The 26,383-nt window shown below is 63.2% G+C and carries 22 protein-coding genes; 9 read left to right on the top strand and 13 right to left on the bottom strand.

The annotated features are described in order from the left end of the window. Nucleotides 1-61: 61 nt before the first annotated feature. On the bottom strand, nt 62-961 hold the full coding sequence (gene hslO, locus ACNFCI_RS02180; protein WP_368828777.1) for an Hsp33 family molecular chaperone HslO: 900 nt from the start codon (nt 959-961) through the stop codon (nt 62-64). Between the two features lie 107 nt (nt 962-1,068). On the opposite strand from hslO, the gene ACNFCI_RS02185 reads away from it, so the two are divergent. Continuing rightward, entirely contained in the window at nt 1,069-1,869 is an 801-nt protein-coding gene (locus tag ACNFCI_RS02185) for a phosphatase PAP2 family protein (protein ID WP_368828776.1), read from the top strand. Between the two features lie 99 nt (nt 1,870-1,968). On the opposite strand, the gene ACNFCI_RS02190 is transcribed toward ACNFCI_RS02185, so the two are convergent. Further along, complete coding sequence (locus tag ACNFCI_RS02190; RefSeq protein ID WP_084853686.1) at nt 1,969-2,370, bottom strand: RNA-binding S4 domain-containing protein; 402 nt, start codon at nt 2,368-2,370, stop codon at nt 1,969-1,971. A gap of 109 nt (nt 2,371-2,479) precedes the next feature. Here ACNFCI_RS02190 and ACNFCI_RS02195 point away from each other — a divergent pair, with 109 nt between their 5' ends. Continuing rightward, complete coding sequence (locus ACNFCI_RS02195) at nt 2,480-2,962, top strand: ATP-dependent zinc protease (protein ID WP_084853684.1); 483 nt, start codon at nt 2,480-2,482, stop codon at nt 2,960-2,962. Beyond that, nucleotides 2,959-3,864: a 30S ribosomal protein S6--L-glutamate ligase gene (gene rimK, locus ACNFCI_RS02200; protein WP_084853683.1), complete on the top strand. Its 906-nt coding sequence runs from the start codon at nt 2,959-2,961 to the stop codon at nt 3,862-3,864. Before ACNFCI_RS02195 ends, rimK begins: the two co-directional genes overlap by 4 nt. Nucleotides 3,865-3,951: 87 nt before the next feature. Here the strand turns inward: rimK and ACNFCI_RS02205 are convergent, their stop codons facing one another. Together ACNFCI_RS02205 and ompR are read right to left on the bottom strand one after the other, a co-directional pair. Beyond that, nucleotides 3,952-5,265, bottom strand: a complete 1,314-nt coding sequence (locus ACNFCI_RS02205) for an ATP-binding protein (protein WP_084853681.1) — start codon at nt 5,263-5,265, stop codon at nt 3,952-3,954. Between the two features lie 124 nt (nt 5,266-5,389). Next, nucleotides 5,390-6,130: a two-component system response regulator OmpR gene (ompR, locus tag ACNFCI_RS02210; RefSeq protein ID WP_084853679.1), complete on the bottom strand. Its 741-nt coding sequence runs from the start codon at nt 6,128-6,130 to the stop codon at nt 5,390-5,392. Nucleotides 6,131-6,362: 232 nt separating this feature from the next. Here ompR and ACNFCI_RS02215 point away from each other — a divergent pair, with 232 nt between their 5' ends. From ACNFCI_RS02215 to ACNFCI_RS02235, 5 genes are all read left to right on the top strand, one after another. Continuing rightward, nucleotides 6,363-8,681 carry a Tex family protein gene (locus ACNFCI_RS02215; RefSeq protein ID WP_368828775.1) on the top strand — a complete coding sequence of 773 codons (2,319 nt, stop codon included), beginning with the start codon at nt 6,363-6,365 and terminating at the stop codon, nt 8,679-8,681. Then, a complete protein-coding gene (locus tag ACNFCI_RS02220) occupies nt 8,681-9,064 on the top strand; it encodes a PaaI family thioesterase (protein ID WP_084853675.1) in 384 nt (127 codons plus the stop codon). The genes ACNFCI_RS02215 and ACNFCI_RS02220 overlap by 1 nt, the downstream gene beginning before the upstream one ends. Nucleotides 9,065-9,309: 245 nt before the next feature. Then, nucleotides 9,310-10,887, top strand: coding sequence for a glutamate--cysteine ligase (gene gshA, locus ACNFCI_RS02225; RefSeq protein WP_368828774.1), 1,578 nt, complete (start codon nt 9,310-9,312; stop codon nt 10,885-10,887). Next, on the top strand, nt 10,887-11,513 hold the full coding sequence (locus tag ACNFCI_RS02230) for a TetR/AcrR family transcriptional regulator (RefSeq protein WP_368828773.1): 627 nt from the start codon (nt 10,887-10,889) through the stop codon (nt 11,511-11,513). Before gshA ends, ACNFCI_RS02230 begins: the two co-directional genes overlap by 1 nt. 80 nt (nt 11,514-11,593) lie before the next feature. Then, nucleotides 11,594-17,077 (top strand): hypothetical protein, encoded by a 5,484-nt coding sequence (locus ACNFCI_RS02235; RefSeq protein WP_368828772.1) that lies wholly within the window; start codon nt 11,594-11,596, stop codon nt 17,075-17,077. A 43-nt stretch (nt 17,078-17,120) separates the two neighbouring features. On the opposite strand, the gene ACNFCI_RS02240 is transcribed toward ACNFCI_RS02235, so the two are convergent. The 9 genes from ACNFCI_RS02240 to ACNFCI_RS02280 all read right to left on the bottom strand — a co-directional run bounded on the left by ACNFCI_RS02240 (nt 17,121) and on the right by ACNFCI_RS02280 (nt 24,857). Continuing rightward, the gene (locus ACNFCI_RS02240; protein WP_003255829.1) at nt 17,121-17,336 is read right to left on the bottom strand and encodes a TOBE domain-containing protein; all 216 of its coding nucleotides are present in this window, start codon (nt 17,334-17,336) and stop codon (nt 17,121-17,123) included. Between the two features lie 31 nt (nt 17,337-17,367). Beyond that, nucleotides 17,368-18,180 carry an aliphatic sulfonates ABC transporter ATP-binding protein gene (ssuB, locus tag ACNFCI_RS02245; protein WP_084853667.1) on the bottom strand — a complete coding sequence of 271 codons (813 nt, stop codon included), beginning with the start codon at nt 18,178-18,180 and terminating at the stop codon, nt 17,368-17,370. Next, a complete protein-coding gene (gene ssuC / locus ACNFCI_RS02250; RefSeq protein WP_368828771.1) occupies nt 18,177-18,971 on the bottom strand; it encodes an aliphatic sulfonate ABC transporter permease SsuC in 795 nt (264 codons plus the stop codon). The genes ssuB and ssuC overlap by 4 nt, the downstream gene beginning before the upstream one ends. Nucleotides 18,972-18,981: 10 nt before the next feature. Continuing rightward, nucleotides 18,982-20,130: an FMNH2-dependent alkanesulfonate monooxygenase gene (gene ssuD, locus ACNFCI_RS02255; RefSeq protein WP_324817172.1), complete on the bottom strand. Its 1,149-nt coding sequence runs from the start codon at nt 20,128-20,130 to the stop codon at nt 18,982-18,984. A 60-nt stretch (nt 20,131-20,190) separates the two neighbouring features. Next, on the bottom strand, nt 20,191-21,156 hold the full coding sequence (locus ACNFCI_RS02260) for a sulfonate ABC transporter substrate-binding protein (RefSeq protein ID WP_416767333.1): 966 nt from the start codon (nt 21,154-21,156) through the stop codon (nt 20,191-20,193). Nucleotides 21,157-21,249: 93 nt separating this feature from the next. Further along, entirely contained in the window at nt 21,250-21,843 is a 594-nt protein-coding gene (ssuE, locus tag ACNFCI_RS02265) for an NADPH-dependent FMN reductase (protein WP_084853659.1), read from the bottom strand. Nucleotides 21,844-21,998: 155 nt separating this feature from the next. Continuing rightward, nucleotides 21,999-22,280 (bottom strand): DUF3077 domain-containing protein, encoded by a 282-nt coding sequence (locus ACNFCI_RS02270; protein ID WP_324817178.1) that lies wholly within the window; start codon nt 22,278-22,280, stop codon nt 21,999-22,001. A 462-nt stretch (nt 22,281-22,742) separates the two neighbouring features. Then, complete coding sequence (locus ACNFCI_RS02275) at nt 22,743-23,381, bottom strand: peroxiredoxin (protein WP_084853658.1); 639 nt, start codon at nt 23,379-23,381, stop codon at nt 22,743-22,745. Nucleotides 23,382-23,540: 159 nt separating this feature from the next. Next, nucleotides 23,541-24,857: an OprD family porin gene (locus tag ACNFCI_RS02280; protein WP_084853656.1), complete on the bottom strand. Its 1,317-nt coding sequence runs from the start codon at nt 24,855-24,857 to the stop codon at nt 23,541-23,543. A gap of 497 nt (nt 24,858-25,354) precedes the next feature. Here ACNFCI_RS02280 and tauA point away from each other — a divergent pair, with 497 nt between their 5' ends. Then, nucleotides 25,355-26,326, top strand: coding sequence for a taurine ABC transporter substrate-binding protein (tauA, locus tag ACNFCI_RS02285; RefSeq protein ID WP_368828769.1), 972 nt, complete (start codon nt 25,355-25,357; stop codon nt 26,324-26,326). Nucleotides 26,327-26,383 lie beyond the last annotated feature (57 nt).

Below are 26,383 nucleotides of genomic sequence, written 5' to 3' on the forward strand. Positions count from 1 at the left end.
CCTCCTGTCAGAACTGCGCTTTTGCGCAATTCGACAGGAGATTTTCCTGTAGTTAAACGTTTCAGTGCTGAGTATCTGACGGAAGCTCGGTACCGCCACCGGCAAACAATTGCGCCACATCGCTCGTATCGAAGAAATAGCGTTCGTTGCAGAACTGGCAATCGATCTCGACCTTGCCGCCGCACTCCTCGACCAGCGCCTTGGCATCCTGCTCGCCGAGGCTGACCAGGGCGTTGCCGGAGCGCTCGCGCGAGCAGCTGCAGCGGAAGCGCAGCGGCTGGATGTCGAACAGGCGCACGGCATCTTCGTGGTAGAGGCGATGCAGCAGCGTTTCGTTGTCCAGCGGCCACTCTTCAGGCTTCAACGTGCTGGCCAGGGCTACCACATGCTGCCAGCTTTCCTCACGCTCTTCGTCGTCAGGCTGGCGGTCGCGGGGCAGTTGCTGCAGTAGCAGGCCACGCGCCTTGCCGCCCTCGGCGTTGAGCCAGAAGCGGGTATTGAGCTGCTGCGACTGCACGAAGTAGTTGGTGAAGCATTCGGACAGGTTGGTGCCATCGAGGTCGACGGTACCTTGGTAGCGTTGGCCCTTGACCGGGTCGATGGTCAGGGTCAGGTGGCCGTCGGGCATCAGCTGGGCCAGGGTCGCGCCATCGGGAATCTGATCTTCTTCGTAGCGTGCCATGCCGCGGATATCACGTTCGCCCGAGCATTCCACCATCAAAAGGGGGATAGGGCCGGCCGAACGCGCCTGGAGAATCAGCAGGCCATCGAACTTCAGTGCACCTACCAGCAAGGCGGTGGCGGCCATCAGCTCGCCGAGCAGCGAGGCGACCGGTTGCGGGTAGGGATGACGGGCCAGGACGTCGGCATAGCTCTGGTCGAGCGCCACCCACTCGCCGCGGATATCGCGGTCGTCGAAGATGAAACGCTGGGTGAAATCGGTATCGGGCAAATCGCTCATAGGTTCTGGCTATCTGAAAATGATGACAAAATGATTACAAGGGTTTACGAGGCCCTGTTGGAGAGCATTCACAAGATGCTCGAACCCGCTGGTAATAGAGGTATTTTATGGACAATCGACCACTGTTCCAAGCAAGGTGGTCCTGGGGACCTTTGCTGGCCTGCACCTTGGTGTCTGTTGCATTACTGTGTTTCTGGTTATGGCCCTTTGGCCAGATCTTGTGCCTGACTTTCGACGAATGGCTGTTCCACAGCCTCAATGCACCGCTGGCCGACAACACGGTCTGGCGCTATATCTGGACCGTCGGCAGCCTGCGCCCATTCGATATCGTCGTTGGCCTCATCCTGCTGGCCCTGTTGATCCGCGGCAATTGGGTGTTCAAAGCGGGTCAGGTACGCGAAGCCTTCCTGGGCTTTCTCGTCACGCTGATTCTCTTAGTGGTGATTCGTGCGCTGTTTTCCAAGTGGGTGACGATCATGGGCTGGCAACATAACAGCCCGTCGATGGTCTTCGACAACGTCGTGCACCTGAGCGACTACTACCCGAACCTGGAAGCGAAATGGGAACTCAAGGACCGCTCCAGCCAGAGTTTTCCGGGTGACCACGCCTCGGTGCTGCTGATCTGGGCGCTGTTCATGAACCTGTTCAGCCGCGGCTTGGTGCAGCGCCTGGCAATTTGGGGGTTGGCGCTGCTGTTCATGCTGCCGCGCCTGGTGGCAGGCGCCCATTGGGGGCAGGACGACTACATCGGCGGGCTGCTGATGGCGCTGCTGGCGTTGGCTTGGAGCTGCTATACACCGCTGGTGGCCAAGGCCAGCGCAGCGCTGCTGCGCTGGACCGCGCCGTTGTTCGGGGTGTTGGCGCGGTTGCCGCTGGTTGGGCGGATGAGCGTCATACGCAGTGTCTGATCGACCCGGGGTTGCTTCGCAGCCCAATCGCGGGACAAGCCCGCTCCTACAGGGGCACCACGCTGACAATCTGTGGGGCTTGCCCCGCGATTGGGCCTTTCAGTCGTAACTGCCCTGCAGTTGATGAATCTGCCGCCGCTGCTTCTTGGTCGGGCGCCCATCGGTGGTGACGCCCATGGCCCCGGCCTTGCGCATCTCGGCGGCCTGCTCGCGCTTGCGCACGCTCTCCTGGGTTTCCTCGTACAGCGCCTGCGCCTGCGGCGCGCCACGGCGCACATCGGAAAGCGCCTTGACCACCACGGTGCGCTCGTCGAAGCCTGTTCGTAGCACGAACTCATCGCCGACCCGCGGCTCCTTGCCCGGCTTGCAGCGCTCGCCCCGGCAGTGCACCTTGCCACTTTCGATCGCTGCCTTGGCCAAGGCGCGGGTCTTGTAGAACCGCGCCGCCCACAGCCATTTGTCCAGGCGGACCTTGTCGTCTTCTTCCGGCTTGTGTGCCATTGCACTACCTCAAATTCTGTCTTTAACGGAACTGTACTACCGTAACTTGCGGATGCAAAAAGTCCGCGCCGTGCTTACAGTTCACCACCTCATCCGCAGGGTGTGTTTCGTGAAGACATTTGACCATCTGACTGTGATCGGCCTGCGCGAGTGGGTCGCCCTACCCGACCTCGGCTTGGCCGGCCTGCGCGCCAAGATCGATACCGGCGCCAGCACCTCCAGCCTGCATGCCACCGACGTGGAACCGTTCGAGCGCGACGGCCAGCCCTGGGTACGTTTCACCGCCCACCTGGGCTCGGTAGTGCAGCTGCGCCATCGCCGCTGCGAGGCGCCGCTGGTCACGATGAAAACCATCAAGAGCTCCAACGGCCAGGCCCAGGTCCGCTATGTGATCCGCACACCGCTGGCGTTGGGCGACCGGGTCTGGGAGGTGGAGTTCACCCTGGCCTGTCGCAAGAACATGCGCTACCGGTTGCTGCTGGGTTCCAAGGCGCTGATCCACGGCCAGCTGGTGGTCAACCCAGGCGTGAAGTACGTCCAGGACAAACCGGCCTTCCCGGCCACCCTTTCCCCTGTTACAGGTGCTGCATGAAGATCGCTGTGCTATCGCGCAACCCGCGTCTGTATTCCACCCGCCGCCTGGTCGAAGCCGGTACCCAGCGCGGTCATGAAATGGTGGTGATCGATACCTTGCGTGCGTACATGAACATCGCCAGCCACAAGCCACAGATCCACTACCGTGGCAAACCGCTGGAAGGCTTCGATGCGGTGATCCCGCGCATCGGCGCCTCGGTCACCTTCTACGGCTGCGCGGTGCTGCGCCAGTTCGAGATGATGGGGGTCTACCCGCTCAACGAGTCGGTGGCCATCGCCCGCTCGCGAGACAAGCTGCGCTCGCTGCAGTTGCTGTCGCGACGTGGCGTCGGCCTGCCGATCACAGGCTTCGCCCATTCGCCGGACGACATTCCCGACCTGATCCAGATGGTCAACGGCGCACCGCTGGTGATCAAGGTGCTCGAAGGCACCCAAGGCATCGGCGTGGTGTTGTGCGAAACCACCAAGGCCGCCGAGTCGGTGATCGAGGCCTTCATGGGCCTGAAGCAGAACATCATGGTCCAGGAATACATCAAGGAAGCGGGCGGTGCCGATATCCGCTGCTTCGTCGTCGGCGACAAGGTCATCGCCTCGATGAAGCGCCAGGCCAAGCCTGGCGAGTTCCGCTCCAACCTGCACCGCGGTGGTGTCGCCAGCCTGATCAAGATCACGCCGGAGGAGCGCATGACCGCCATTCGCGCGGCCAAGGTGATGGGCCTGAGCGTGGCCGGCGTGGATATCCTGCGCTCCAATCATGGGCCGCTGGTGATGGAGGTGAACTCATCGCCTGGGCTGGAAGGCATCGAAGTCACCACCGGCAAGGATGTGGCCGGGATGATCATCGGGCATCTGGAGAAGAACGGCGGGCCCAACCAGACCCGGACCAAGGGAAAAGGGTAAAGCCCAATCGCCGGCGAGCCGGCTCCCACAAGAGGCCCTGCGCCATCCCTGTAGGAGCCGGCTTGCCGGCGATTGGGCGTGTATGCGTCACACTGCATTACGCGGCAGCAACAACCCCAACGGCAACCTCACCCGCGCCTCGATCCCGCCACCCGACCGGTTGCGCAGCTCCACATTCCCGCCATGCTGCGCCGCGATTCGCTTGACGATCGCCAACCCCAGCCCGGTGCCCTTGCCACCGCGGGCACGGTCCCCACGGATGAACGGGTTGAAGATGGTCTCCAGCTCCGACTCGTCGATCCCTGCCCCACGGTCCAGCACACTGAGCACCACATAGGGCGCGCTCTGGTCGCCCGATACATAGGCCGCCACCTCGACGCCCTTGCCGGCATGGTGCAAGGCGTTGCCGATGAGGTTGCCCAGCATGCGCTTGAGCGACACCCGACGCAGCGGGAATGGCGGGATCGGCTCCAGGCACAGCCGCACCCGCTCCTCGGGCTGGTTGTACGGCGCCACCACTTCGCGCACCAGGTCGCCCAGGTCGGCTTCCTCCACCGGCTCGTCGCGGCCATCACGGATGAACGCCAGGAACTGGTCGAGAATGGCGTCCATGTCCTCGATATCGCGGACCATGTCATCGGTCAGCTCGCTGTCGTTGGCCAACAGCGACAGCGACAGGCGCAAGCGGGTCAGCGGTGTGCGCAGGTCATGGGAGACCCCCGCCAACATCAGTTCACGCTCGCGCCCAGCCTGCTCGACATCCTCGGCCATCTGGTTGAATGCCCGGTACACCTCGGTCATTTCGCTTGGTGTATCGCTGATCGGCAGACGCACGCTGCGCCCCTGGCCCAGTTGCCGGGCGGCGAATACCAGGCGCTTGAGCGGCTGGTTGAGCTGGCGCACGAAGATCCATGCCGAAGCGGTGGACAACAGGCCGATGGCCAGGAACCAACCCAGCACGTTCCAGATCTTCTGCCCGCGCAGCGGGTGCGGGTACAGCGGAACCTTCAGCCAGCCCGGGCCCAGGCTGGGCGCGTTGACCCACAAGGCAGGTGGCGCATGGATGCGCAGGCGTACTTCGGTATCCTCGCCCAGCTCGGCCTGCATCTGGCGCTGGTAGATCTCGCTGTAGGGCCAGTGCTGCTCGCCCTCGGGCACGCCAGCGCCGGTCACCCGGATCAGGCCGGCGGCTTCGGCGATCTTCTCACGGTTTTCCTCGTCGGCCGCCCAGTAGGCGCGCAGCGTCAGCGCCACGCCATGGCTGTACTGGCGATCGACCAGCACATCCTCGTTCATTAACAGGTACACCAAGGTCAGTGCCTTGGAAAACAGGACGACGATCAACACCAGCCACAGGGTGCGGGCGAAGAAGCTTTGTGGGAACCAAAGGGGCGTTTTCATCTGGACAACTACTGCGCTGCGGTCGCGGGCGAAGGCTCGCCGGGCTGCAAGCCTGCCTCAGACGCAAACAGGGCGACCCATTCGGGTCGCCCTGCCGCGTGCTGGCAAGCCTGCAGGCTGAAGGTCATTTGCTGGTGTTTCCGTCCGGCACGAAGACGTAGCCTACGCCCCACACAGTCTGGATGTAGCGCGGTTTGGAGGGGTCTGGCTCGATCATGCGGCGCAGGCGCGAGATCTGCACGTCGATGGAACGCTCCAAGGCATCCCACTCACGGCCACGGGCCAGGTTCATCAGCTTGTCGCGGGTCAGCGGCTCGCGGGCATGCATCACCAGGGCCTTGAGCACGGCGAATTCGCCGGTGGTCAGCATATGGACTTCTTCGCCGCGCTTGAGCTCGCGGGTGGCCAGCGACAGCTCGTAGTCGCCGAACGTGACGGTCTCCTCCTCGCTGCCGGGCGCACCCGGTACCGAGGGTGCCTGACGACGCAGCACGGCCTTGACCCGTGCGACCAGTTCATCAGGGTTGAACGGTTTGCCGAGGTAGTCGTCGGCGCCCAGCTCCAGGCCCTTGATGCGGCTGAGTTCGTCGCCCTTGGCGGTGAGCATGATGATCGGGATCTGGTTGTTCGCCGCACGCAGGCGCTTGCAGGCTGCAAGGCCATCCTCGCCGGGCAGCATGAGGTCGAGCACCACCAGGTTGAAGACTTCACGCGACAGCAGGCGGTCCATCTGCTCGGTATTGGGCACCGTGCGGGCGCGGTAGCCCTTGCTGGTGAAAAAACGCTCCAGCAGGCTGCTCAGCCCCGGATCGTCATCGACGATGAGAATCTTGTCGCCTTCGGCGGTGTTTGCGGTGCTGGTCATGAAAAACTCCTTTGGTATCGCCGCGCATTATGGCGTAGCCACTGCCATGCGTGCCGTGTGCATTGTTAGCAGATTTTTCCCCTGGCGCCAGTTCCCATCCGGCCCGCGCTGGCCCGGCGCCATCACCGCAAGCTCGGCACGATGGGTATAATGCGCCGCTTTCATCCAGCGCCGCCGGGCCTGTACGCCCCCTTCGCGGCCTCCAGCATTCTCAATTTGTCAGGTGGTTCTCATGGATAGCATCAACAGCCGTATCGCCGAGGAACTGGGCGTTCGCCCACAGCAGGTCGAAGCGGCCGTGGCCCTGTTGGACGAAGGCTCGACGGTGCCTTTCATCGCCCGTTACCGCAAGGAGGTGACCGGCAGCCTGGACGACACCCAGCTGCGTCACCTGGAGGAACGCCTGCGCTACCTGCGCGAGCTCGACGAGCGGCGTGCCAGCATCCTGGCCAGCATCGAGGAACAGGGCAAGCTGACCCCGGAGCTGGCCCGCGAAATCAAGCTCGCCGACACCAAGACCCGTCTGGAAGACCTTTATCTTCCCTACAAGCAGAAGCGCCGCACCAAAGGCCAGATCGCCCTGGAAGCCGGCCTGGGCGAGCTGGCCGACGGCCTGCTCGGCAACCCGCAGCTGACCCCGGAGACCGAAGCGGCGCGTTTCGTCGATGCCGAAAAAGGCGTGGCCGACGTCAAGGCCGCGCTGGAGGGCGCCAAGTACATCCTCATGGAGCGCTTCGCCGAGGACGCCGCCCTGCTCGACAAGCTGCGTGGCTTCCTCAAGCAGGAGTCGGTACTCAGCGCCCGCGTGGTGGCGGGCAAGGAAGAGGAAGGCGCCAAGTTCCGCGATTACTTCGCCCATGACGAATTGCTGCGCAACGTACCCTCGCACCGCGCCCTGGCGATCTTCCGGGGCCGCAACGAAGGCGTGCTCAGCGCATCCTTGAAGGTGGGCGAAGAGCTGCCAGGCACCCTGCACCCGTGCGAGCTGATGATCGCCAGCCACTTCGGCCTGGACAACCGCAACCGCCCGGCCGACAAATGGCTGGCCGAAGTGGTGCGCTGGACCTGGAAGGTCAAGCTGTACACCCACCTGGAAACCGACCTGTTCGGCGAACTGCGCGACAACGCCGAAGGCGAGGCGATCAACGTCTTCGCCCATAACCTGCACGACCTGCTGCTGGCCGCCCCGGCCGGCCCGCGCGCCACCCTGGGCTTCGACCCGGGCCTGCGCACCGGCTGCAAGGTCGCCGTGGTCGACGCCACCGGCAAGCTGCTGGATCACACCACGGTGTACCCGCACGCGCCGAAGAACGACTGGGACCGCACCATTTCCATCCTCGCGGCCCTGTGCGCCAAGCACTCGGTGGAGCTGATCGCCATCGGCAACGGCACTGCCAGCCGCGAAAGCGACAAGCTGGTGACCGAACTGGTCAAGAAATACCCAGCCCTGAAGATCACCAAGATCATGGTCTCCGAGGCCGGCGCATCGGTGTATTCGGCCTCTGAACTGGCCGCCCGTGAGTTCCCGGACCTGGACGTTTCGATCCGTGGCGCCGTGTCCATCGCCCGCCGGCTGCAGGACCCGCTGGCCGAGCTGGTGAAGATCGACCCTAAATCCATCGGCGTCGGCCAGTACCAGCACGACGTCTCCCAGGTGAAGCTGGCCCGCGGCCTGGACGCCGTGGTCGAGGACTGTGTGAACGCCGTGGGCGTAGACGTCAACACCGCCTCGGTGGCCCTGCTGACTCGCATTTCCGGCCTCAACGCGACCCTGGCCCAGAACATCGTCGCCCACCGCGACGCCAATGGCCCGTTCGCCACCCGCGCGGCGCTGAAGAAGGTCAGCCGCCTGGGCGAGAAAACCTTCGAACAGGCCGCAGGCTTCCTGCGGGTGATGAACGGCGACAACCCGTTGGACGCCTCGGCGGTGCACCCTGAGGCCTACCCGCTGGTGCAGCGCATCGCCGCCGATACCGGCCGCGACATCCGTTCCTTGATCGGTGACAGCAGCTTCCTCAAGCGCCTGGACCCGAAGAAGTTCACCGACGAGACCTTCGGCCTGCCGACCGTCACGGACATCCTCCAGGAACTGGACAAGCCTGGCCGCGACCCACGTCCCGAGTTCAAGACCGCCACGTTCCAGGACGGCGTCGAGGACCTCAAGGACCTGCAGCCGGGCATGATCCTCGAAGGCGTAGTGACCAACGTCACCAACTTTGGCGCCTTCGTCGACATCGGTGTGCACCAGGACGGCTTGGTACATATCTCGGCGCTCTCGGAGAAGTTCGTCAAGGACCCCCGCGAGGCGGTCAAGGCAGGCGATGTGGTCAAGGTGAAGGTCATGGAAGTGGACATTCCGCGCAAGCGCGTGGGCCTGTCCATGCGTATGGGCGATACCCCAGGCGAGAAGGTCGATGGCAACCGGGGCGGCAACCGGGGCAGCGGTAACCGTCCGCAGCAGGCGCCGCGCCAGCGCGAAACTGCCGCGGCGCCGGCCAACAACGCCATGGCAGCCCTGTTTGCCAATGCCAAGCAACTGAAGAAGAAGTGATGGACGTTCCGGCCGAATACGTCGAAAGCGCCTTCAGCCAGCTCCTGGGCTGCCGCCTGCAACGCTTGGAAACAGGCGTGGCCGAGGTGGCCCTGGCACTCGAGCCGCACCTGCGCAACCGCGGCCAGAAGCTGCATGGCGGGGCGATCTTCAGCCTGGTGGACATCGCCATGGGTCTGGCCTGCTCGGCCAGCCATGGCTTCGACCAGCAGAGCGTGACGATCGAATGCAAGATCAACTACCTGCGAGCCGTGAGCGACGGCGAAGTCGTGTGCACGGCACGTGTGCTGCACGCCGGGCGCCGCACCCTCGTGGTCGACGCCGACGTATTCCAGGGCGACAAGCTCGTGGCCAAGGCGCAGGGAACCTTCGCGGTTCTCTAGCTCATCGCGCCTTATCTGCGGTATTTTCGACAGCAATGGAAACCTGGGGCCGCTGCGCGCCCCATCGCGGGGCAAGCCCGCTCCTACGACGGTGTGGGGGCGGGCTTGCAGTGCGATGCAGCGCACGGCGGCTCGAGGCTGGAACCGCGTAAACCAGGCGACAACGCCAGTTCCTTTGTCCCTACCCTTGTAGACCGTCATCTCTACCCCCATATTGGGGCGACTGACGCGTGAAGGAATCCATCTTGAGCGAACTCCTCAACCGCCGCCTGAGCCTGCTCGGCGCCAATCTCCCTCTGCTCAAGCAGTGCCTGCACGGTATTGAGCGCGAATGCCTGCGCGTGACCGACGAAGGTCGCCTGGCCCAGACCCCGCACCCCGAAGCCCTGGGTTCGGCGCTGACCAATGAGCAGATCACCACGGATTATTCCGAGTCGCTGCTGGAGTTCATCACCCCAGCCCTGGCGGACCCGGCCCAAGTGCTCGAGAGCCTCGACCAGATCCACCGTTTCGTCTACACCAAGCTTGGCGACGAATACCTGTGGAGCCCCTCGATGCCCTGCGCGCTGCCGGCCGAGGAGGATATCCCGATCGCCGAATACGGCAGCTCCAACATCGGCAAGCTCAAGCATGTCTATCGCAAGGGCCTGGCCCTGCGCTACGGCCGCACCATGCAATGCATCGCCGGTATCCACTACAACTTCTCCCTGCCCGAGGCGCTGTGGCCATTGCTGCGCGAAGCCGAAGGCAGCGAGCAGAACGACCGCGACTTCCAGTCGGCGGCGTACATCGCGCTGATCCGCAACTTCCGCCGCTACAGCTGGCTGCTGATGTACCTGTTCGGCGCATCGCCGGCACTGGACAAAGGCTTCCTGCGCGGCCACCCGCACCAGCTCGAGGAGCTGGACGCCGAGACCCTGTACCTGCCCTACGCCACCAGCCTGCGCATGAGCGACCTGGGCTACCAGAGCAACGCCCAGGCGGGCCTGACGCCGTGCTACAACGACCTGGCCAGCTACACCGACAGCCTGCGCAAGGCGGTAGGCACGCCCTACCCGCCCTATGTGGAAATCGGCACCCACAAGGATGGCGAGTGGGTGCAACTGAACACCAACATCCTGCAGATCGAGAACGAGTACTACTCGAACATCCGGCCCAAGCGCGTCACCTACACCGGCGAGCGGCCGATCCAGGCACTGATGTCCCGTGGTGTGCAGTACGTCGAAGTACGCTGCCTGGACATCAACCCGTTCCTGCCGGTGGGCATCGACCTGCCCCAGGCGCGTTTCCTCGACGCCTTCCTGCTGTTCTGCGCACTCGATGACAGCCCGCAGCTGGGCAGTGGCGAATGCGGCCAGTGCACCAGCAACTTCCTCACCGTGGTCAAGGAAGGCCGTCGCCCCGGCCTGGAACTGCGCCGCGATGGTCAACCGATCGGCCTGCGCGACTGGGCCAGCGAGCTGATCACCCGCATCGCACCACTGGCCGAGCTGCTCGACCGCGCCCAGGGTGGCGACGAGCACGCCAAGGCGCTGGCCGCACAGCAGGCGAAGGTCGATGACGCCTCGCTGACGCCGTCGGCCCAGGTACTGGCGCGCATGACCGAGCACGACGAGTCCTTCGTCCAGTTCGCGCTGCGCCAGAGCCGCCTGCACGCCGAGACCTTCCGTGAGCAGCCGCTGGATATCGAACGCCAACAGGCCTTCGAGACCCTGGCGCGCGAATCGCTGGCCGAGCAATCGCGTCTGGAACAGCAGGAAGTCGGTGACTTCGACCTGTTCGTCGGCGCCTACCAGGCCAGTATCCTGGCGATCAGCAACTGATGAGCCGCACCGCCAGCCCGCGCAAGCCCCGCGCCAGCAGCCAGGCCAGGATCGACGCGATCCTGGCGGCGGCGCGTGAGCTGCTGGCCGACCAGGGCGTGGCAGGCCTGTCGATCTACAGCGTGGCCGAGCGGGCGCAGATTCCCCCCTCGTCGGTATATCACTTCTTCGCCAGCGTCCCGGCGCTGCTCGAAGCCCTGACCGCCGATGTGCACCTGGCCTTTCGCGAAGCGCTCTGCGCGCCGATCGACAGCTCGGCACTGAGCACCTGGCACGACCTCTCGCGGCTGGTCGAACAACGCATGCTGGATATCTATAACGAGGACGCCGCAGCGCGCCAGCTGATCCTGGCCCAGCACGGGTTGAGCGAAGTGGTCCAGGCCGACCGCCTGCACGACATGGAGCTGGGCGAATTGATGCACAAGCTGTTCGACCAGCACTTCCAGCTGCCGGCGATGCCGACGGATGTGGATGTGTTCGCGCTGGCCATGGAGTTGAGCGACCGGGTCTATGCACGGTCGGTGCAGTTGCACGAGGCGATCACCCCGCGCATGGCCGAAGAGGGCAAGCGGGTGTTCGAAGCGTACCTGGGGCTGTACTTGCCGCCATTCCTGCCCAAGCGCTGATCGGTGCATATGTAACACCTGTCGATGCCTGCACTCGCTGAAATAGTGGCTCCCCATGCCACGATTTCGGAGAGGCACGCATGCCCCAAACCACCCCGTCCGACTTTCTATCCTTTGACTCGACTGCTGCGCTCACTCCACCGGTACCGGCAATCAGCGCGGGTCGTGGCGATGCGCTGCGCGTCGCCAGGCAACGCCGGCTGGAGGCAGCCAAGGCCCTGCAAACGCTGGAAGCGCAAGCTCCTCGGCTCAAGGACACCTTGCAGTACCAACTCGAACGTCAGTTTAAAGTCGACCCCTACGCCTGCGGCCTGAAGCATGACACCGGCCAAGTCACGTTGCTGACCCTTGCCGCTCGGGTACTTGCCAGCCCCACATTCGCCACGCCCTTCGCCAATTGGCAACCCTGGGGGTTTCCTGAGGATTCTCCCTATGCCACCTGGACGGCCGATGACTGGCAGTCCGGGCTTGTACCCGTCTGGACCGGCACCGGCATCTCGGCCTGGACCGCCTACTGGTCCGGTCGCATGCCAGGCAAGGCTGTTTCCCGCAAAACTCATGCAGCTCAATTACTGCGCGAGCATTTCGCCGCGAGCCTGGATCTGGCGCTCGGGCTGGATCATATAGAAACGGCGGCCTGGCTCCAGGGCCAGCCAGATCCGACCCCTGAATACGCTCTGGCTCGTTGGGTACAGCCCGACGGCAAGACCGAGACCTGCACCACCACACTGCTCATCAAGCCCCGCGCCAATGAAACCCGCTGGCTGCTGTACAGGCCCGACGCGGACACTACAATCCATACCTTCGACAATGAGGCCGCGCTGCGCACCTGGCTCCACGGCAATCGCTACATGCTCTGGCCTGACCCCGCTGTCCCCTTGCTGCCGGGAAGCGATGACAGTGCCATCGACTGGGTCGATACCACGGGCGATGGGTTTGGCGCATGGGTCGATGAAGTCCTGGCCCACAAGCATCGCACCACCTCGAACCATTTGACCGAAGCCGCACAGGAAAGCGAGACCGACCCGCTGGATTGGACGACGCTCCAGGCCTGGGAAGAAAAACGAGCATTCGATCCACGTCCGGCCCTGCCTAGAACACTTGAACAGAAGATCGATTCGCTTATCACCTATGACCAGCAACTGGCCATGGATGAGCTGCACTTCGACGCCCTGCCTCGCAAGCTCCCCCTGGGCTGGCGCAAGCAGCGCGTCGCACGGCAGGAACAGTTTCTTGCAGCCTACCTGGGTGACGACACCGCCCCGTCCTCGACCAAGATGGCCATGCTCAGGGAACACCAGGCAGAACTTGATGCCGTAGCAACCGAGCTCGAGCAGTTGTTTTCCCAGTTGCCGGCGAGCATTACCTCGACAACATGGAGTGAGCAGCACACAGACGCCAGTCGGTTCGACCATCTAAGTCAGCTTCTAGCGCGCGCCCTGAAAGGCGAGGCGCGTTTCCAGCACCTGCTGGGCGAGTTGCGACACGAGCACCTCAGCTGGGTGGAACAGCTCGTAGAACGTCCCGAACCCAGCCTGCAGCGCAAGGTGCAACCCTATGCCGTACACGTCAAGGTCGGCTCGCATTCATGGCAACTGACCGGCCTGTTGGCACTGCAGGGTGTGCCGGATGCCGATACGCTGGATCCGGACCGCTCATGGCTGCTGTTCCTGGCCGGGCGTGACGGCGGGCTGATGCACCTTGAAAGCCAGGCGCAACTGGCCGAGCGCGTGCAGGCCACACTGTGCGGTGCCTGGCCCGAATCCCTGGTGCACGGTGCTTGGCCGCAAAGCCCCCAGGCGTTGTTCGATGCCCTGTACGATCTCCCCGAATCTGTGGAGCTCGTCTGCGAGCCGATCACCACCCATGCATTCGACTATTGCATCCAGACCATCCAGGCCAGCCTGCCGCAGGATCCCTCGCTGGAAACGGTCGAGACACGCCTGGGGCTGGGTATCAACCTGGCGCGCAGGCTGGCCTTTGCCCACCTGGCCGAGCGAAACCGGACCGACTTGATCGGCACCCAGCTGGCGTCGCTGCGCAGCCCGGCCCCAGCCTCACACGCCGAACTGGCCGCCGAAGTAGAGGCGCTGCGCGGCGCGATGCTGGCATCCAACCAATTGCTCGAACGTGATCTTCCCGAGCGTGGGAAGTTCGCACGCAGCGCACTGGAGCAGCAGCTGCGCACAGACTTCGAAGCCAAGACGGTTCCGGTCATCAAATTGGATATGGCCGACAGCATCAGCCGACGACTCATCCCTGCGGGAGAGTCCGGCATCGGCCATGCCGTCAAGCAAGTCGTCGAATTCAGCAAGTCGCGCAGCGCCATCGAATTGCCGGATTTTCTGCTGTGGGCGCTCGACGATGACCTTAAACTGCGCCTGACCAATGCCAACGTTCTTTTCTCAGACGGCCCGGTCGAACCGAAGATTCGCGCCGGCGTCAACCTGACCTACATCGCCAACTTGGTGAAAAAGCTCGATCTGCCCAAGGCCTACGAGCAACGCATCACCGACACCTTCAAAGGCTTGTCAGACGAGTCCGTCTTCGAAAGCGAGCATCGCCAGGAAACCTTGCGAGCACCCTTCGTGCACCAGCTCAGAATCATCGCCCTGAGCCAGCTGGACGCCCTGGATGCAGCGGGTCAGCGCATGCTCGAGCTGTTTTGCCAGGAACAAGCGCGTACCGATGGAGCCCACACCATCAATTTCCACTCGGTGGTCCTGCGCCCTGGCACAGCGGCCGACGGCACCAGCACAGCAGTGACCCTCTCGGGCATTTTCCTGCTGCAGGCAGCGACAGGTCCAACCCTGCTGCTGTTGCCCGATGCGCCCGACGGAAATGTCATCAGCCAACATGAGAACCCAACGCTAGCCTGCCAGGCCCTTGAGCGCATGGCACTGGCCGAGAGTATGCGCAGCTACTTGGCCAAGCTGCCGCTCGATGATGCCCAAGCCGAGCACCTGGCCTACATCAACACGGCCCTGAGCAAAGGCTTTTCAGGGTTCATCGCGCCTGGCATCGCGCTGCCCGGCTTGCTCGCCACCTATCAGGCGAACCTGATCATGGGCCGCCTTATCCAGGAGAACCGCGCCACTTCCCGTAGCCAGGTCGACCTGTACCTGGAGTCAGAAGCTGTCCGTCATGGTCGCGTGTACGACTACATCAAGATGGCCCTGGGTTTCGTCCCCCTGGTGGGCTCGGTCATCGCCTTGTATGACGGCTGGCATGCCGCCAACGCCAGTGTCGAGGCGTTTCTTCGTGGCGACTCGGCAAACGGTATCGAACATCTGAACAGCGTGTTTCTGTCGCTGCTCGACGCTCTCATGGACCTGACGCCCAGCGCAACACTTCCCGTCAAGGCAGGCCAGCTGGGGCGTGTGCGAACTCAGCAAAGGCAACTGGCAAGTACCACCCTCAAAACGGCCCACTACAAGCACTCGTCGTCCTTCAGCGGGTATGAAACCGACGTGCCGACAGGACCTTGGACCGCCCACCCCAATGCCAACGGCGTCGGTGTTCACCGTCACGTAAAGTCCGAGGCTGACTATATCGTCCGCAACGGTCGCTACTACCAAGTCGAATGGGACAAAACCAACCTCACCTGGCGCCTGAAAGGCACTGCCACTCGCACCTACAAGCAGCCGGTACGCCTCGGCGACACGGGTATCTGGGAGACCCATGGCAGCTTGAGTGGTCATCTGGTCAACAGCGGGCTGGCGGGCGGTGGGGCATACCTCAGTACGTTCTACGACCGTGGCCTGGCGACCCTGCGGGGCGCCCTCGGCCTGCAACCGGGGCAGTTGACGCCCTCAGAGATCCTGAGCGAGATCAACACCAGTCGTAAGGCCCACGATACCGAGCTCACGGCCAAGACCGACGCCCTTAACCGCGCGGTGGGCGTAGGCCCCAACGGCCCTGTGGGGCCGCGTGCCTCAGACGCCGTGATCGAAAATGCCCGGGCCGATCTGGTGGGCCAGCTGCGTAACTCCGTGAACTTTCACGAACAGGCCCTGAAGCGCGTGAAGTCCGTGCGTGCCTATTTCGACAAAGACAATTTATCAGCGATCATCCATATCATCTCGGGCGACCTGGGATACCAGCATCCAAAGCTGCTCAACCAGCTGCACCTGAGCATGTCCGTAAAGTTCAGGCAAGCCGAGTTATTAGACGACGTCGCTCTCGATGCCCTCACCACTCACGCTCAAATACGTACCCACGTGATCGACTTGCAGCGCACGTACAACGAACTGGCCGCAGCGCTGGCTGAGATCGAACAGGAGCTTCGGCACAGCGCAAAGCTGAAAACGCAATTGCAAGGCAAGAACCTGGCTGATTACGAGGCTGCCCTTGAGAAGCTGGAAATCCCGCTGCACCCGAACGGTTATCGGGTGGTGCGCCTCTCAGCCCTGGGCGCGACATTGATAACCCCGGACGCGGTGTTCGACATCGTGTTCTTGCGTCAGCTCAATGACGAACTCACCGCGCTGCGCAGCGCCCTGTTCAGTCATGGTGACCTGGCGTTGATCGACCTCAACCCTCCTGAAAAACATCGCCTCTTGAACCAGTTGCAGGAGCGTTATCGACGCTTCGATACGCGCATGCGTATCTGGAAAGACAACTACCCTGACCATGTCCAGGCCGATGCGATCAGCAGGATGCGCACTGAATTATCGCTCCTGATCAGCGAAACGAAAAAAGCGCTCGCCGCGACCGCTCCGCCCCCATCCACCCAATCCACCCGACCCGCCCCCAGAGGCCCAAGCAGGCCGCGCCTGTTCGAGACCGAGGACCAGCAGCTGTACATTGGTCACGAGGTCACCGTGAATGGCCAGCGACAGATGCAGATCGCCAACAATGCCACGAATGAAGCCCATGCGGTCTTCAGCAGAACGCCACAAGGCACATGGCGGAGCAACCAAGCTGCCCGCCCAGCCTACAACACCACGCTGCCACAACTGGAAACCGCAGCTCGGCGCCGTTTGGCCAAAGTCCCGGAAGCAGAAGCATCCCTGCAGCGCTACAAAACGCTGAACATGCTTCCCCAAGAGCTGGAAGACTACGCACAGGGTTGTGCCAGTACGCTGCGTGAACTCGCCACGTCGATCACGAACCAGGCGGGTGGAGACATCACCGATGCCCTACGCGATGTGGTACGCCGATTGGAGGAGTCGGCTACGCAGCTGGATGCGCTGGGACGACGCTTGAGGATCGAGCAGACCAAAACCACGAAAACCCCTACGGCCGGTCACCTGGAATACCTCAACGCCGAAGGCGGAGTGACCCTTAAATGGTCGCGAGTCCTTGACCCGGCCAAGAACAAGCACGGCCATCCCATCGAATACCTAGAGGAGTATGAGATCGCCGACAGCACCACGGGCAAGGCCCTCTGGTATGCGCATTTTCACTTCAAGAGGCGGCCACGCCAGCAATTCGACGGTTTGGAGGCCGGGCATCTGAAGCTGGCCAGTGAGCGAGCCCAGAAAACGAATGCCTGGCGCGGTCCGCTGACCGAAGCCCAGGCCCGTACGCTGTTCGGCGGCTTGCGCCCGACGCAAGCCTGAACCGGCTGACGCCCGGGCCGGCAATCGGCCCGGGCGTCACGCCTCACAACTTGGCAATCGACACCTCGGTGGATTTGACGAAGGCGATCACTTCGCTGCCCACCTGCAGTTCCAGCTCACGCACGGAACGGGTCGTGATCACCGAAGTGACGATGCCAGAGGCGGTCTGCACGTCGATTTCCGACAATACCGGCCCTTCGAGGATTTCCTTCACGGTGCCTTTGAACTGGTTGCGGACATTGATGGCTTTGATGGTCATGGCTTGCTTCCTTCTCGATGGCTACTGGGGTTCAATGCGCCCAACGCAACTGCGTGGGCAAAGGCGCTACAGGTTCCGGCTCGGGCGCTGTGCCCGGGACGGCAAGAACACGGTCGAGGACTTCGCTTTCCAGCGCCGCCAGGCGATGCGAACCACGGCCCCTTGGCCGGGGCAGGTCGATGGCCAGGTCCAGGCCCACGGCGCCATCCTCGATCAGGATCACCCGGTCGGCCACAGCAACGGCCTCGTTGACGTCGTGGGTGACCAACAGCACGGTGAACCCGTGCTGGTGCCACAGGCGTTCGATCAGTTGCTGCATCTCGATCCGCGTCAGCGCATCCAGCGCACCCAACGGCTCGTCCAACAGCAGCAGGCGCGGCTTGTGGATCAGCGCCCGGGCCAGGGCCACGCGCTGCTTCTGGCCGCCCGACAAGGCAGCCGGCCAGTCATTGGCCCGCTCTGCCAGGCCGACGGCCTCCAGCGCCTGCAGGGCATCGGCGCGCCAGTTGCCGGAAAGGCCCAGGCCGACGTTGTCGATCACCTTCTTCCAGGGCAGCAGACGCGCGTCCTGGAACATCAAGCGGGTTTCCTCACGGGCCTGGGCCAATGGCGCGGCGCCAGCGAGCAACTGGCCGCCGCTGGGCTGGTCGAGGCCAGCGAGCAGGCGCAGCAAGGTGCTCTTGCCGCAGCCACTGCGGCCGACGACGGCAACGAACTGGCCAGCCGGGATATGCAGGTCGATGCCGCGCAGCACCTCGCGCTCGCCGAAAGCCTTGCGTAGCCCCTGGGCCGCCAGGGGAGTGCCGCGCAGCAGGCGCGGCGGCTGTTCCTTGAGCACGGTCATGCGCCCTCCTTCTTCGCTGCTTGATAGGCCGGGTGCCAACGCAGCCAGACACGCTCCAGGCCTCGGGCAGCCAGGTCGGCGAGCTTGCCGAGCACGGCATACAGGACGATGGCCAGCACCACTACGTCGGTCTGCAGGAATTCCCGTGCGTTCATCGCCAAGTAGCCGATGCCCGCGTTGGCCGAGATGGTCTCGGCGACGATCAGCGTCAGCCACATGAAGCCCAGGGCGAAGCGCACGCCCACCAGGATCGAGGGCAACGCCCCCGGCAGGATCACCTGGCGGAACAGGCCCAGGTCCGACAGGCCATAGCTGCGCGCCATTTCCACCAGGGCCGGGTCGACGTTGCGGATGCCGTGGTAGGTATTGAGGTAGATCGGGAACAAAGTCCCCAGCGCCACCAGGAAAATCTTCGCCGACTCATCGATACCGAACCACAGGATCACCAGCGGGATCAGCGCCAGGTGCGGCACGTTGCGGATCATCTGCACCGAGCTGTCGAGCAGGCGTTCACCCCAGTTCGACAGGCCCGTGATGAAGCCCAGCACCAGGCCGATGCTGCCGCCGATCAAAAAGCCCAAGGCAGCGCGCCAGCCGCTGATGGCCAGGTGCGTCCAGATCTCGCCGCTGCGCACCAGCTCGACGCCTGCGCTGACCACTGCGCTCGGTGCCGGCAGGATGCGGGTCGACAGCCAGCCGCTGGCCACCGCCAGTTGCCACACCACCAACAGCAGCAGTGGCAAGGCCCAGGGTGCCAGGCGCTTCGACCAGTAAGACGTTGCACGACTCATGACCAGGCCCTCAGCTCTGCGCCACGGACTTGGGCAGGATGTCGTTGGCCACCATCTCGCCGAATGGGCTCACGTAACCGCCGCTCTTGGGCTGTTCGGGGCGCTGCACATCCAAGTGCGGGAACAGCAGCTCGGCGACCCGATACGACTCTTCCAGGTGTGGATAACCGGAGAAGATGAAGGTATCGATGCCCAACGCTGCGTACTCCTTGACCCTCGCCGCCACGGTCGGGCCATCACCCACCAGCGCGGTACCGGCACCGCCGCGCACCAGGCCGACGCCGGCCCACAGGTTGGGGCTGACCTCGAGCTTGTCGCGCTTGCCGCCATGCAGGGCGGCCATGCGCTGCTGGCCAACCGAATCGAAGCGCGCCAGGGACGCCTGGGCACGGGCAATGGTGTCGTCGTCCAGGTGCGAGATGAGCTTGTCGGCGGCCGCCCAGGCCTCTGCGTTGGTTTCACGCACGATCACATGCAGGCGGATGCCGAAGCGCACCTCACGCCCCAGGGCTGCGGCTTTCTGGCGAACCTGGGCGATCTTCTCGGCCACCGCGGCGGGCGGCTCGCCCCAGGTCAGGTACAGCTCGACCTGTTCGGCGGCCAGGTCCTGGGCGGCATCGGACGAGCCGCCGAAATACAGCGGCGGACGCGGCTGCTGGATCGGCGGGTAGAGCAGCTTGGCGCCCTTGACCTGGATGTGCTTGCCGGCATAGTCGACCACGTCGCCTTCGAGCACCTTGCGCCAGATACGGGTGAACTCCACCGACGCTTCGTAGCGTGCCTGGTGGTCCAAGTGCAGGCCATCGCCGGCCAGCTCGTCCGGGTCACCGCCGGTCACCAGGTTGAACAGGGCCCGGCCGTTGGACAGGCGATCGAGGGTCGCGGCCTGGCGCGCCGCCACGGTCGGCGAAATGATGCCAGGGCGCAGGGCCACCAGGAACTTCAGGCGCTGGGTCACCGGGATCAGCGACGCCGCCACCAGCCAGGAGTCCTCGCAGGAGCGCCCGGTAGGGATCAGCACGCCGCCGAAGCCGAGGCGGTCGGCGGCCTGGGCGATCTGCTGCAGGTAGCCGTGATCGACTGCCCGGGCGCCGTCGGTGGTGCCCAGGTACTTGCCGTCACCATGGGTCGGGAGGAACCAGAAGATATTCAGGCTCATTGGAGTTGTCTCCTCAAGGTTGGCTCGGGCCGGGGCCACGCCCCGGCGCTGGCGAATCGATCAAGGCGCGCTGGCGACCTTGGCAGGGGGTGTCCAGATCACGTCCTTGATGGTCAAGGGCTTGGGGATCAGCTTCAGGGCCTGGAAGGTGTCGGCGATCTTCTGCTGCGCGGCGACCACCTCGGGCGTCAGCGGCGTGGCCCCGAAGCCCTGGCGCTTGACCGAGGTGAGGATGATGTCGGCCGGCAGGCCGAGCAACGGCGCCACCTGGTCGGTGACCTCCTGCGGGTTGGCCTGGGACCATTCACCGATAGCACGCACTTCATCGACCAGGGTGTCGATCACTGCCGGGTGGGCCGTGGCATACGTACGGGTGGCCAGGTAGAACTGGTGGTTGTCCACCAGGCCCTTGCCGTCACGCAGGGTGCGGGCTTGCAGCTGCTGCTCGGCGGCGGCCTGGTACGGGTCCCAGATCACCCAGGCGTCGACGCTGCCCCGCTCGAAGGCAGCACGGGCATCGGCGGGCGGCAGGTATACCGGCTGGATGTCGCTGTACTTCAGGCCTGCGTCTTCCAGGGCGCGGACCAGCAGGTAGTGCACGTTGGAACCTTTGTTGAAGGCGACCTTCTTGCCCTTGAGTTCCTTCACCGACTGGATGGGCGAGCCCTTGGGCACCAGGATCGCCTCACTGTGCGGGGCTGGCGGCTCATATGCCACATAGAGCAGATCGGCACCCGCTGCCTGGGCGAACACGGGTGGCGTCTCGCCGGTGACCCCGAAGTCGATCGAGCCGACGTTCAGCCCTTCGAGCAGCTGCGGGCCGCCAGGGAACTCGGTCCACTGGACCTGGATGCCCTGCTCGGCCAGGCGTTTTTCCAGGGTGCCCTTGGCCTTGAGCAGCACCAGGGTGCCGTATTTCTGGTAACCGATACGCAGGCTTTCGGCCTGGGCCTGGGTGATGGCGCCGAAGGACACAGCCGCCGCGAACAGGGCGACCAGACCACGACGCAAGAAGACTGTGCGCATGGCGCTCTCCTGTGCGAGTTGGGTTCGGGTTGCACCTGCTTGCCTCGTTGGCGGGCGAGTAAGGTGGAAAAGCGGTGAAGCGGTAATGCCGGCTCAGATGCTCCAGCGAGCGGTGAGCAGGCGTTGCTTGAGAACACCCGGGGCTACGGGGTTGGGCCGTCGAGCCAGGGCAACGTGGAACTGCTCCAGCGAGTCCAGCAGGCGCGCGTGCAGCGCATCGGCCAGCTGTGCCGGCTTGCCGTGCTCGCCGTAGGCGATCTGGCTGTCGTCGGCGAAGATCCCTTGCAGGGTCTCTTGCGCCTTTAACGCCGACAGCACCGGTTTGAGTGCGTAGTCCACCGCCAGCATGTGGGCGATGCTGCCGCCGGTGGCGATGGGCAGCACGACCTTGTGTTCGAGCGCACGCTCGGGCAGCAGGTCGAGCAGGGTTTTCAGAGCGCCGGCGAACGATGCCTTGTACACCGGAGTGGCGACCACCAGGCCATCGGCCTGGGCGACCAGTTGCTGGAAGTGCTGCACCTGCGGGCTGTCGAAGCGGGCATGGAGTAGGTCCTCGGCGGGGAATTCGCGTACCTGGAAGGTCACCACCTCCACGCCTCGGCCCTGCAGCCACTGGCGCGAACGCTCGAGCAGCACGCCGGAGCGTGAACGAAGACTGGGGCTACCACCGATAGAAACAACCAGCATTGAAACGCTTCCTTCGATTCGATTGCAGGACCGCGAGGGGTTGGCCCCGCTGGAATGGAAACGACATTAACAGCCTGTCACATATATCTAGAAATCATATTTTTTCATTTGTTTATTCCATTTCTCGCATTAGGCCCAATCGCCGCATGGGATACTCATCGCCCCCGGTTCATCCCAATCTCCATATCATCGATCAACGCCTTGGCCATGGCACTGAGGATCCGGGTCGTACTGCCCGCAATCCGGTCGCCTTCCATTTCGGCCTCACAGGCCAGATGACGGATGCACCCCAGCAATACGGAAAGCTCGTCGAAGGCTTGTTGAAAAGGGATATCGGGCTGGATGCGGTACAGGTCCAGGCAGGTCTGGACGCCTGCGGTCTTCCAGGAGGTTGGGGTGTTGGTCGGAGCGTCAGGGTCGGGAACGATTTTTTTCATGAGCAAGTTCTCTGCGCGATGGAAAGTCGCCACCACCAAGATCTTTCTCACGAGACAAGGGTGGCAGCCGTGCACACGGGGTGAGAAACCGAGGCGCAAGAGAAACTCGGCCAGACCGAAGTCTGCCCGGGCACGGCTGCCATAACAGGAAGGCCAGCTCTCTACGCTGTCGGGTTCTCACACCCGATCGCCAAATGTGACGACCCGGTGAAGTTATCCCTGGGTTATTCCCCCAACAATGCGGCGGCTTCCGGCAGGCACGTAGGATAGTTCGCTAACTACAGCGAGCTGAAGCATTTGGTTTCAGGTTCGGAAATGTCTGACATAGCCGAGATTGCTGGGGCTGCTGGGCTTGTCCCGCGATTAGGCCGGTACAGCCACCGCAAACCACACAGGCATAAAAAAGGGCCGTCGAAACGGCCCAAAATCCCTGCTATGGCAAGAGCATTGCAACGAAGGATCCTAACGATTCGGCTGCGGGGTCAGGCGCAGATAGGGTTTGACCGCCCGGTACCCTTTGGGGAAGCGCTGCTTGATTTCGTCCTCGTCCTTGAGCGACGGCACGATCACCACTTCATCGCCATCCTGCCAGTTCGCTGGCGTGGCCACCTTGTGGTTGTCGGTCAGTTGCAGTGAGTCGATCACCCGCAGGATTTCGTTGAAGTTGCGCCCGGTGCTCGCCGGGTAGGTGATGGTCAGGCGCACCTTCTTGTTCGGGTCGATGACGAACAGCGAGCGCACCGTCAGGGTGTCGCTGGCGTTGGGGTGGATCAGGTCGTACAGATCCGAGACCTTGCGGTCGGCGTCGGCGAGGATCGGGAAGTTGACCACGGTGTTCTGGGTCTCGTTGATGTCGTCGATCCAGCGGGTATGCGAGTCGACCGGGTCCACCGACAGGGCAATGGCCTTGACGCCACGCTTGGCGAATTCGTCCTTGAGCTTGGCGGTCAGGCCCAGCTCGGTGGTGCACACCGGGGTGAAATCGGCCGGGTGGGAAAACAGCACACCCCAGCTGTTGCCCAGCCACTCGTGGAAACGGATCTTGCCGGCGCTGGAATCCTGTTCGAAATCGGGGGCGATGTCGCCGAGTTTCAGGCTCATGGGTGGGCTCCTGGGCTGTGTCGGGTCTATGGGTTTACTGTGCCTGCTCATTCATAAAAATAAAAAGAATAAATACTGATTTATTTATGACTGAAACGCATATCAGATATCAGCCACAAAAAAGCCTCGCGCTAGGCGAGGCTTCTTTTCGACTACGGCTTACAGGAAGTTGTAAGTGTAGTTCACGATGAAGCGAGTCTGGTCCTGGTCGTTTGCCGATCCCGAACCGGTGCCACGGTAGACACCTTGGCGCAGGCTGAAGCCCAGGCCTTTGAGGGTGCCTTCCTGCAGCACGTAATCGATACGTGCGTCACGCTCCCATTCGCTGAAGGTGCCATGGCCGTTGGTGCTGCGGCCATCCTCGCCACGCAAGTAGGCCACGGACGCCTTCAGGCCCGGTACGCCCAGACGCGCGAAGTCGTAGGAGTACTGGCCGAAGGTGGTGTTCTCACCTGCCTTGGCGAACTGGTTGATCATGCTGTCGGTGAACAGGTAGAAGCTAGAACCGCCCGCGCCTTCATCGACCAGGCTGCCTTGGTTCAGCCATACGAAACCGCCATCGTCGCTGACCTGCTGATGACCGAGCATCAGAGAGTGGGCACCGAGGGTGTAGGTGAACATAGCCGACCAGGTCTTGTTATCAACCTCGCCAGGGTTCTTGGCGTAGCCGTTGTTGTTCTTGAACTCGTAACCCGCCTCGCCGTTGCGGCCATCCTTGCTGCTGTCGAAGTAGCGCAGGTCGGTCTTGAACGACTGGTCGTCAGCGATCTGGAACACGTGTGTTGCGCCCAGGAAGTGCTGTTTGTAGAAGTCTTCGAGGTTGGAGTAGTAGTACTGCAGGGTCAGGTCCTTGGTGACCTTCCAGTCAGCACCGGCGTAACGGAACTTGTTGCTTTCCTGAGTAGCGCCCTGGACAGAGAGACCGGTACGGTTGCTCGAGGCACGGCCCATCGCATGGGTCAGCTGGCCGGCGTTGATGGTCAGGTTGTCGATTTCCTTCGAGGTGATGGTGCCACCCTCGAAGGTCTGCGGCAGCAGTCGACCATCGTTGGAGACCAGGATCGGCAGATTCGGTGCCAGTGCGCTACCGAAGTGCGCCTCGGTCTTGGAGAAGCGGGCCTTGGCGTTGGCGCCAAAGCGCGCCCACTGGCTCGCGGAGCCGTCGCCATCGTCAGGGAAGAAGCCACCCTTGTGATAACCCTGGCCACCATCCAGATGGATGCCCCACAGCGCTTGAGCATCGACACCAAAGCCCACAGTACCTTCGGTGAAGCCCGAAATGTAGTCGAGCTTGAAGCCCTGGCCGGATTCACGCTGGTCCGGGCGAGGATCGCCATGGGCTTCACGGTTGTCATTGTTGAAGTACATGGTGCGCGAGCTGAGGGACAGCTTGCTGTCCTCGACGAACCCTGCAGCACCTGCTTGTTGGGCGAGAACCCCCAGTGCCACGGCCAGAGCCAGGCTGGACTTGTACATGTTTTGCTCCTCTACGTTCTAATTTTTATGCGTCTCAGGTGGCAGGGTCTGACGCCCTGCTCACCGGGATGGGCCGATTTAGCACCAACCCATGTCCGCCAAGTCAATCGTTACAAACCGTTTCGCGACTAAGGTCTAAGACGCCGTCTGCGCAAACAGGATAATGACAATCCTATAAATCCAAAATGACTGTTTTATGAATTTCTAAGACTTTTAGGGAATATCTTTGGAACCATTACAGCCAAAAGTTGTATCGGTAAGGTCATTTCATTCCTTTAGGTTATTTGCAAACGTTTGCTTATAGGCGCCTTCCACCTCCCGCAAAATCGAAAAAGCCTAGCAGGCGGTCAGGATTTCGCCATCGCGCTCAGCCGGCTGCACCTCGGTTCGATTCATTTGCCTCCTAAGCTAATTACCAAAAGTTATTTATTTCTGATTTCTTAGATCAATTAGTCTCTTCGTCATTCAAGCCCCATTGCCTGACGAGGAGTTCACCCATGACCCCGCACACTCCGCTGCGCCTGTTCGCTGCCCTGACCCTCGCCAGCACCAGCTGGCTGGCCCAGGCTGCCGACCTGACGGTGGCCTACCAGACCACCGTCGACCCGGCCAAGGTCGCCCAGGTCGATGGCACCTACGAGAAAGCCAGCCAGGCCAGCATCGACTGGCGCAAGTTCGACAACGGCGCCGATGTGATCACCGCCGTCGCCTCCGGCGACGTGCAGATCGGCTACCTGGGCTCCAGCCCCCTGGCCGCCGCCGCCAGCCGCAAGCTGCCAGTGGAAACCTTCCTGATCGCCACCCAGATTGGCGCTGGCGAGGCCTTGGTGGCCCGCGACAGCATCAAGACCCCGCAAGACCTGGTCGGCAAGAAAGTCGCCGTGCCATTCGTATCCACCGGGCACTACAGCCTGCTGGCGGCGCTCAAGCAGTGGAACATCGACCCAGCCAAGGTACAGATCCTCAACCTCGCGCCGCCGGCGATCATCGCCGCCTGGAAGCGTGGCGACATCGATGCCACCTACGTCTGGGACCCAGCCCTGGGCGTGGCCAAGGAAAACGGCAAGGTGCTGATCACCTCCGGCGAGCTGGCCGGCAAGGGGGCACCGACGTTCGATGCGTGGATCGTGCGCAAGGACTTCGCCGCCAAGCACCCGGACATCGTCAAATCGTTCGCCAAGGTCACCCTCGACGCCTACGCCGACTACCGCAAGGACCCGAACGCCTGGCTGGCCAACCCGGACAACGTCAGCAAGCTGGCCAAGCTGTCGGGTGCCAAGCCTGCGGATATCCCGGTGCTGCTGCAGGGCAACGTGTACCCGCTGGCGGCCGACCAGGCCAGTGCCTTGGGCGCGCCGACCACCCAGGCGCTGACCGACACGGCCACTTTCCTCAAGCAGCAAGGCAAGGTCGAAGCAGTGCTGCCGGATTACTCGCCGTACGTCAGCGCGCAATACCTGCCCAACTGAACACGGGGGCCGCTGCGCGGCCCATCGCGGGCCAAGCCCGCTCCTACAACGATCACC

Origin of the sequence: Pseudomonas sp. NY15356, from assembly GCF_048068175.1 — a bacterium.
In the GTDB taxonomy this organism is placed as follows: Bacteria; Pseudomonadota; Gammaproteobacteria; order Pseudomonadales; family Pseudomonadaceae; genus Aquipseudomonas; species Aquipseudomonas putida_K.

Bases quoted from the DNA above. Each gene is read 5' to 3' on its own strand.
- hslO (WP_368828777.1), bottom strand. From the start codon at position 961: ATGAGCGATTTGCCCGATACCGATTTCACCCAGCGTTTCATCTTCGAC.
- ACNFCI_RS02185 (WP_368828776.1), top strand. From the start codon at position 1,069: ATGGACAATCGACCACTGTTCCAAGCAAGGTGGTCCTGGGGACCTTTG.
- ACNFCI_RS02190 (WP_084853686.1), bottom strand. From the start codon at position 2,370: ATGGCACACAAGCCGGAAGAAGACGACAAGGTCCGCCTGGACAAATGG.
- rimK (WP_084853683.1), top strand. From the start codon at position 2,959: ATGAAGATCGCTGTGCTATCGCGCAACCCGCGTCTGTATTCCACCCGC.
- ACNFCI_RS02205 (WP_084853681.1), bottom strand. From the start codon at position 5,265: ATGAAAACGCCCCTTTGGTTCCCACAAAGCTTCTTCGCCCGCACCCTG.
- ompR (WP_084853679.1), bottom strand. From the start codon at position 6,130: ATGACCAGCACCGCAAACACCGCCGAAGGCGACAAGATTCTCATCGTC.
- ACNFCI_RS02215 (WP_368828775.1), top strand. From the start codon at position 6,363: ATGGATAGCATCAACAGCCGTATCGCCGAGGAACTGGGCGTTCGCCCA.
- ACNFCI_RS02220 (WP_084853675.1), top strand. From the start codon at position 8,681: ATGGACGTTCCGGCCGAATACGTCGAAAGCGCCTTCAGCCAGCTCCTG.
- ACNFCI_RS02230 (WP_368828773.1), top strand. From the start codon at position 10,887: ATGAGCCGCACCGCCAGCCCGCGCAAGCCCCGCGCCAGCAGCCAGGCC.
- ACNFCI_RS02235 (WP_368828772.1), top strand. From the start codon at position 11,594: ATGCCCCAAACCACCCCGTCCGACTTTCTATCCTTTGACTCGACTGCT.
- ACNFCI_RS02240 (WP_003255829.1), bottom strand. From the start codon at position 17,336: ATGACCATCAAAGCCATCAATGTCCGCAACCAGTTCAAAGGCACCGTG.
- ssuB (WP_084853667.1), bottom strand. From the start codon at position 18,180: ATGACCGTGCTCAAGGAACAGCCGCCGCGCCTGCTGCGCGGCACTCCC.
- ssuC (WP_368828771.1), bottom strand. From the start codon at position 18,971: ATGAGTCGTGCAACGTCTTACTGGTCGAAGCGCCTGGCACCCTGGGCC.
- ssuD (WP_324817172.1), bottom strand. From the start codon at position 20,130: ATGAGCCTGAATATCTTCTGGTTCCTCCCGACCCATGGTGACGGCAAG.
- ACNFCI_RS02260 (WP_416767333.1), bottom strand. From the start codon at position 21,156: ATGCGCACAGTCTTCTTGCGTCGTGGTCTGGTCGCCCTGTTCGCGGCG.
- ssuE (WP_084853659.1), bottom strand. From the start codon at position 21,843: ATGCTGGTTGTTTCTATCGGTGGTAGCCCCAGTCTTCGTTCACGCTCC.
- ACNFCI_RS02270 (WP_324817178.1), bottom strand. From the start codon at position 22,280: ATGAAAAAAATCGTTCCCGACCCTGACGCTCCGACCAACACCCCAACC.
- ACNFCI_RS02275 (WP_084853658.1), bottom strand. From the start codon at position 23,381: ATGAGCCTGAAACTCGGCGACATCGCCCCCGATTTCGAACAGGATTCC.
- ACNFCI_RS02280 (WP_084853656.1), bottom strand. From the start codon at position 24,857: ATGTACAAGTCCAGCCTGGCTCTGGCCGTGGCACTGGGGGTTCTCGCC.
- tauA (WP_368828769.1), top strand. From the start codon at position 25,355: ATGACCCCGCACACTCCGCTGCGCCTGTTCGCTGCCCTGACCCTCGCC.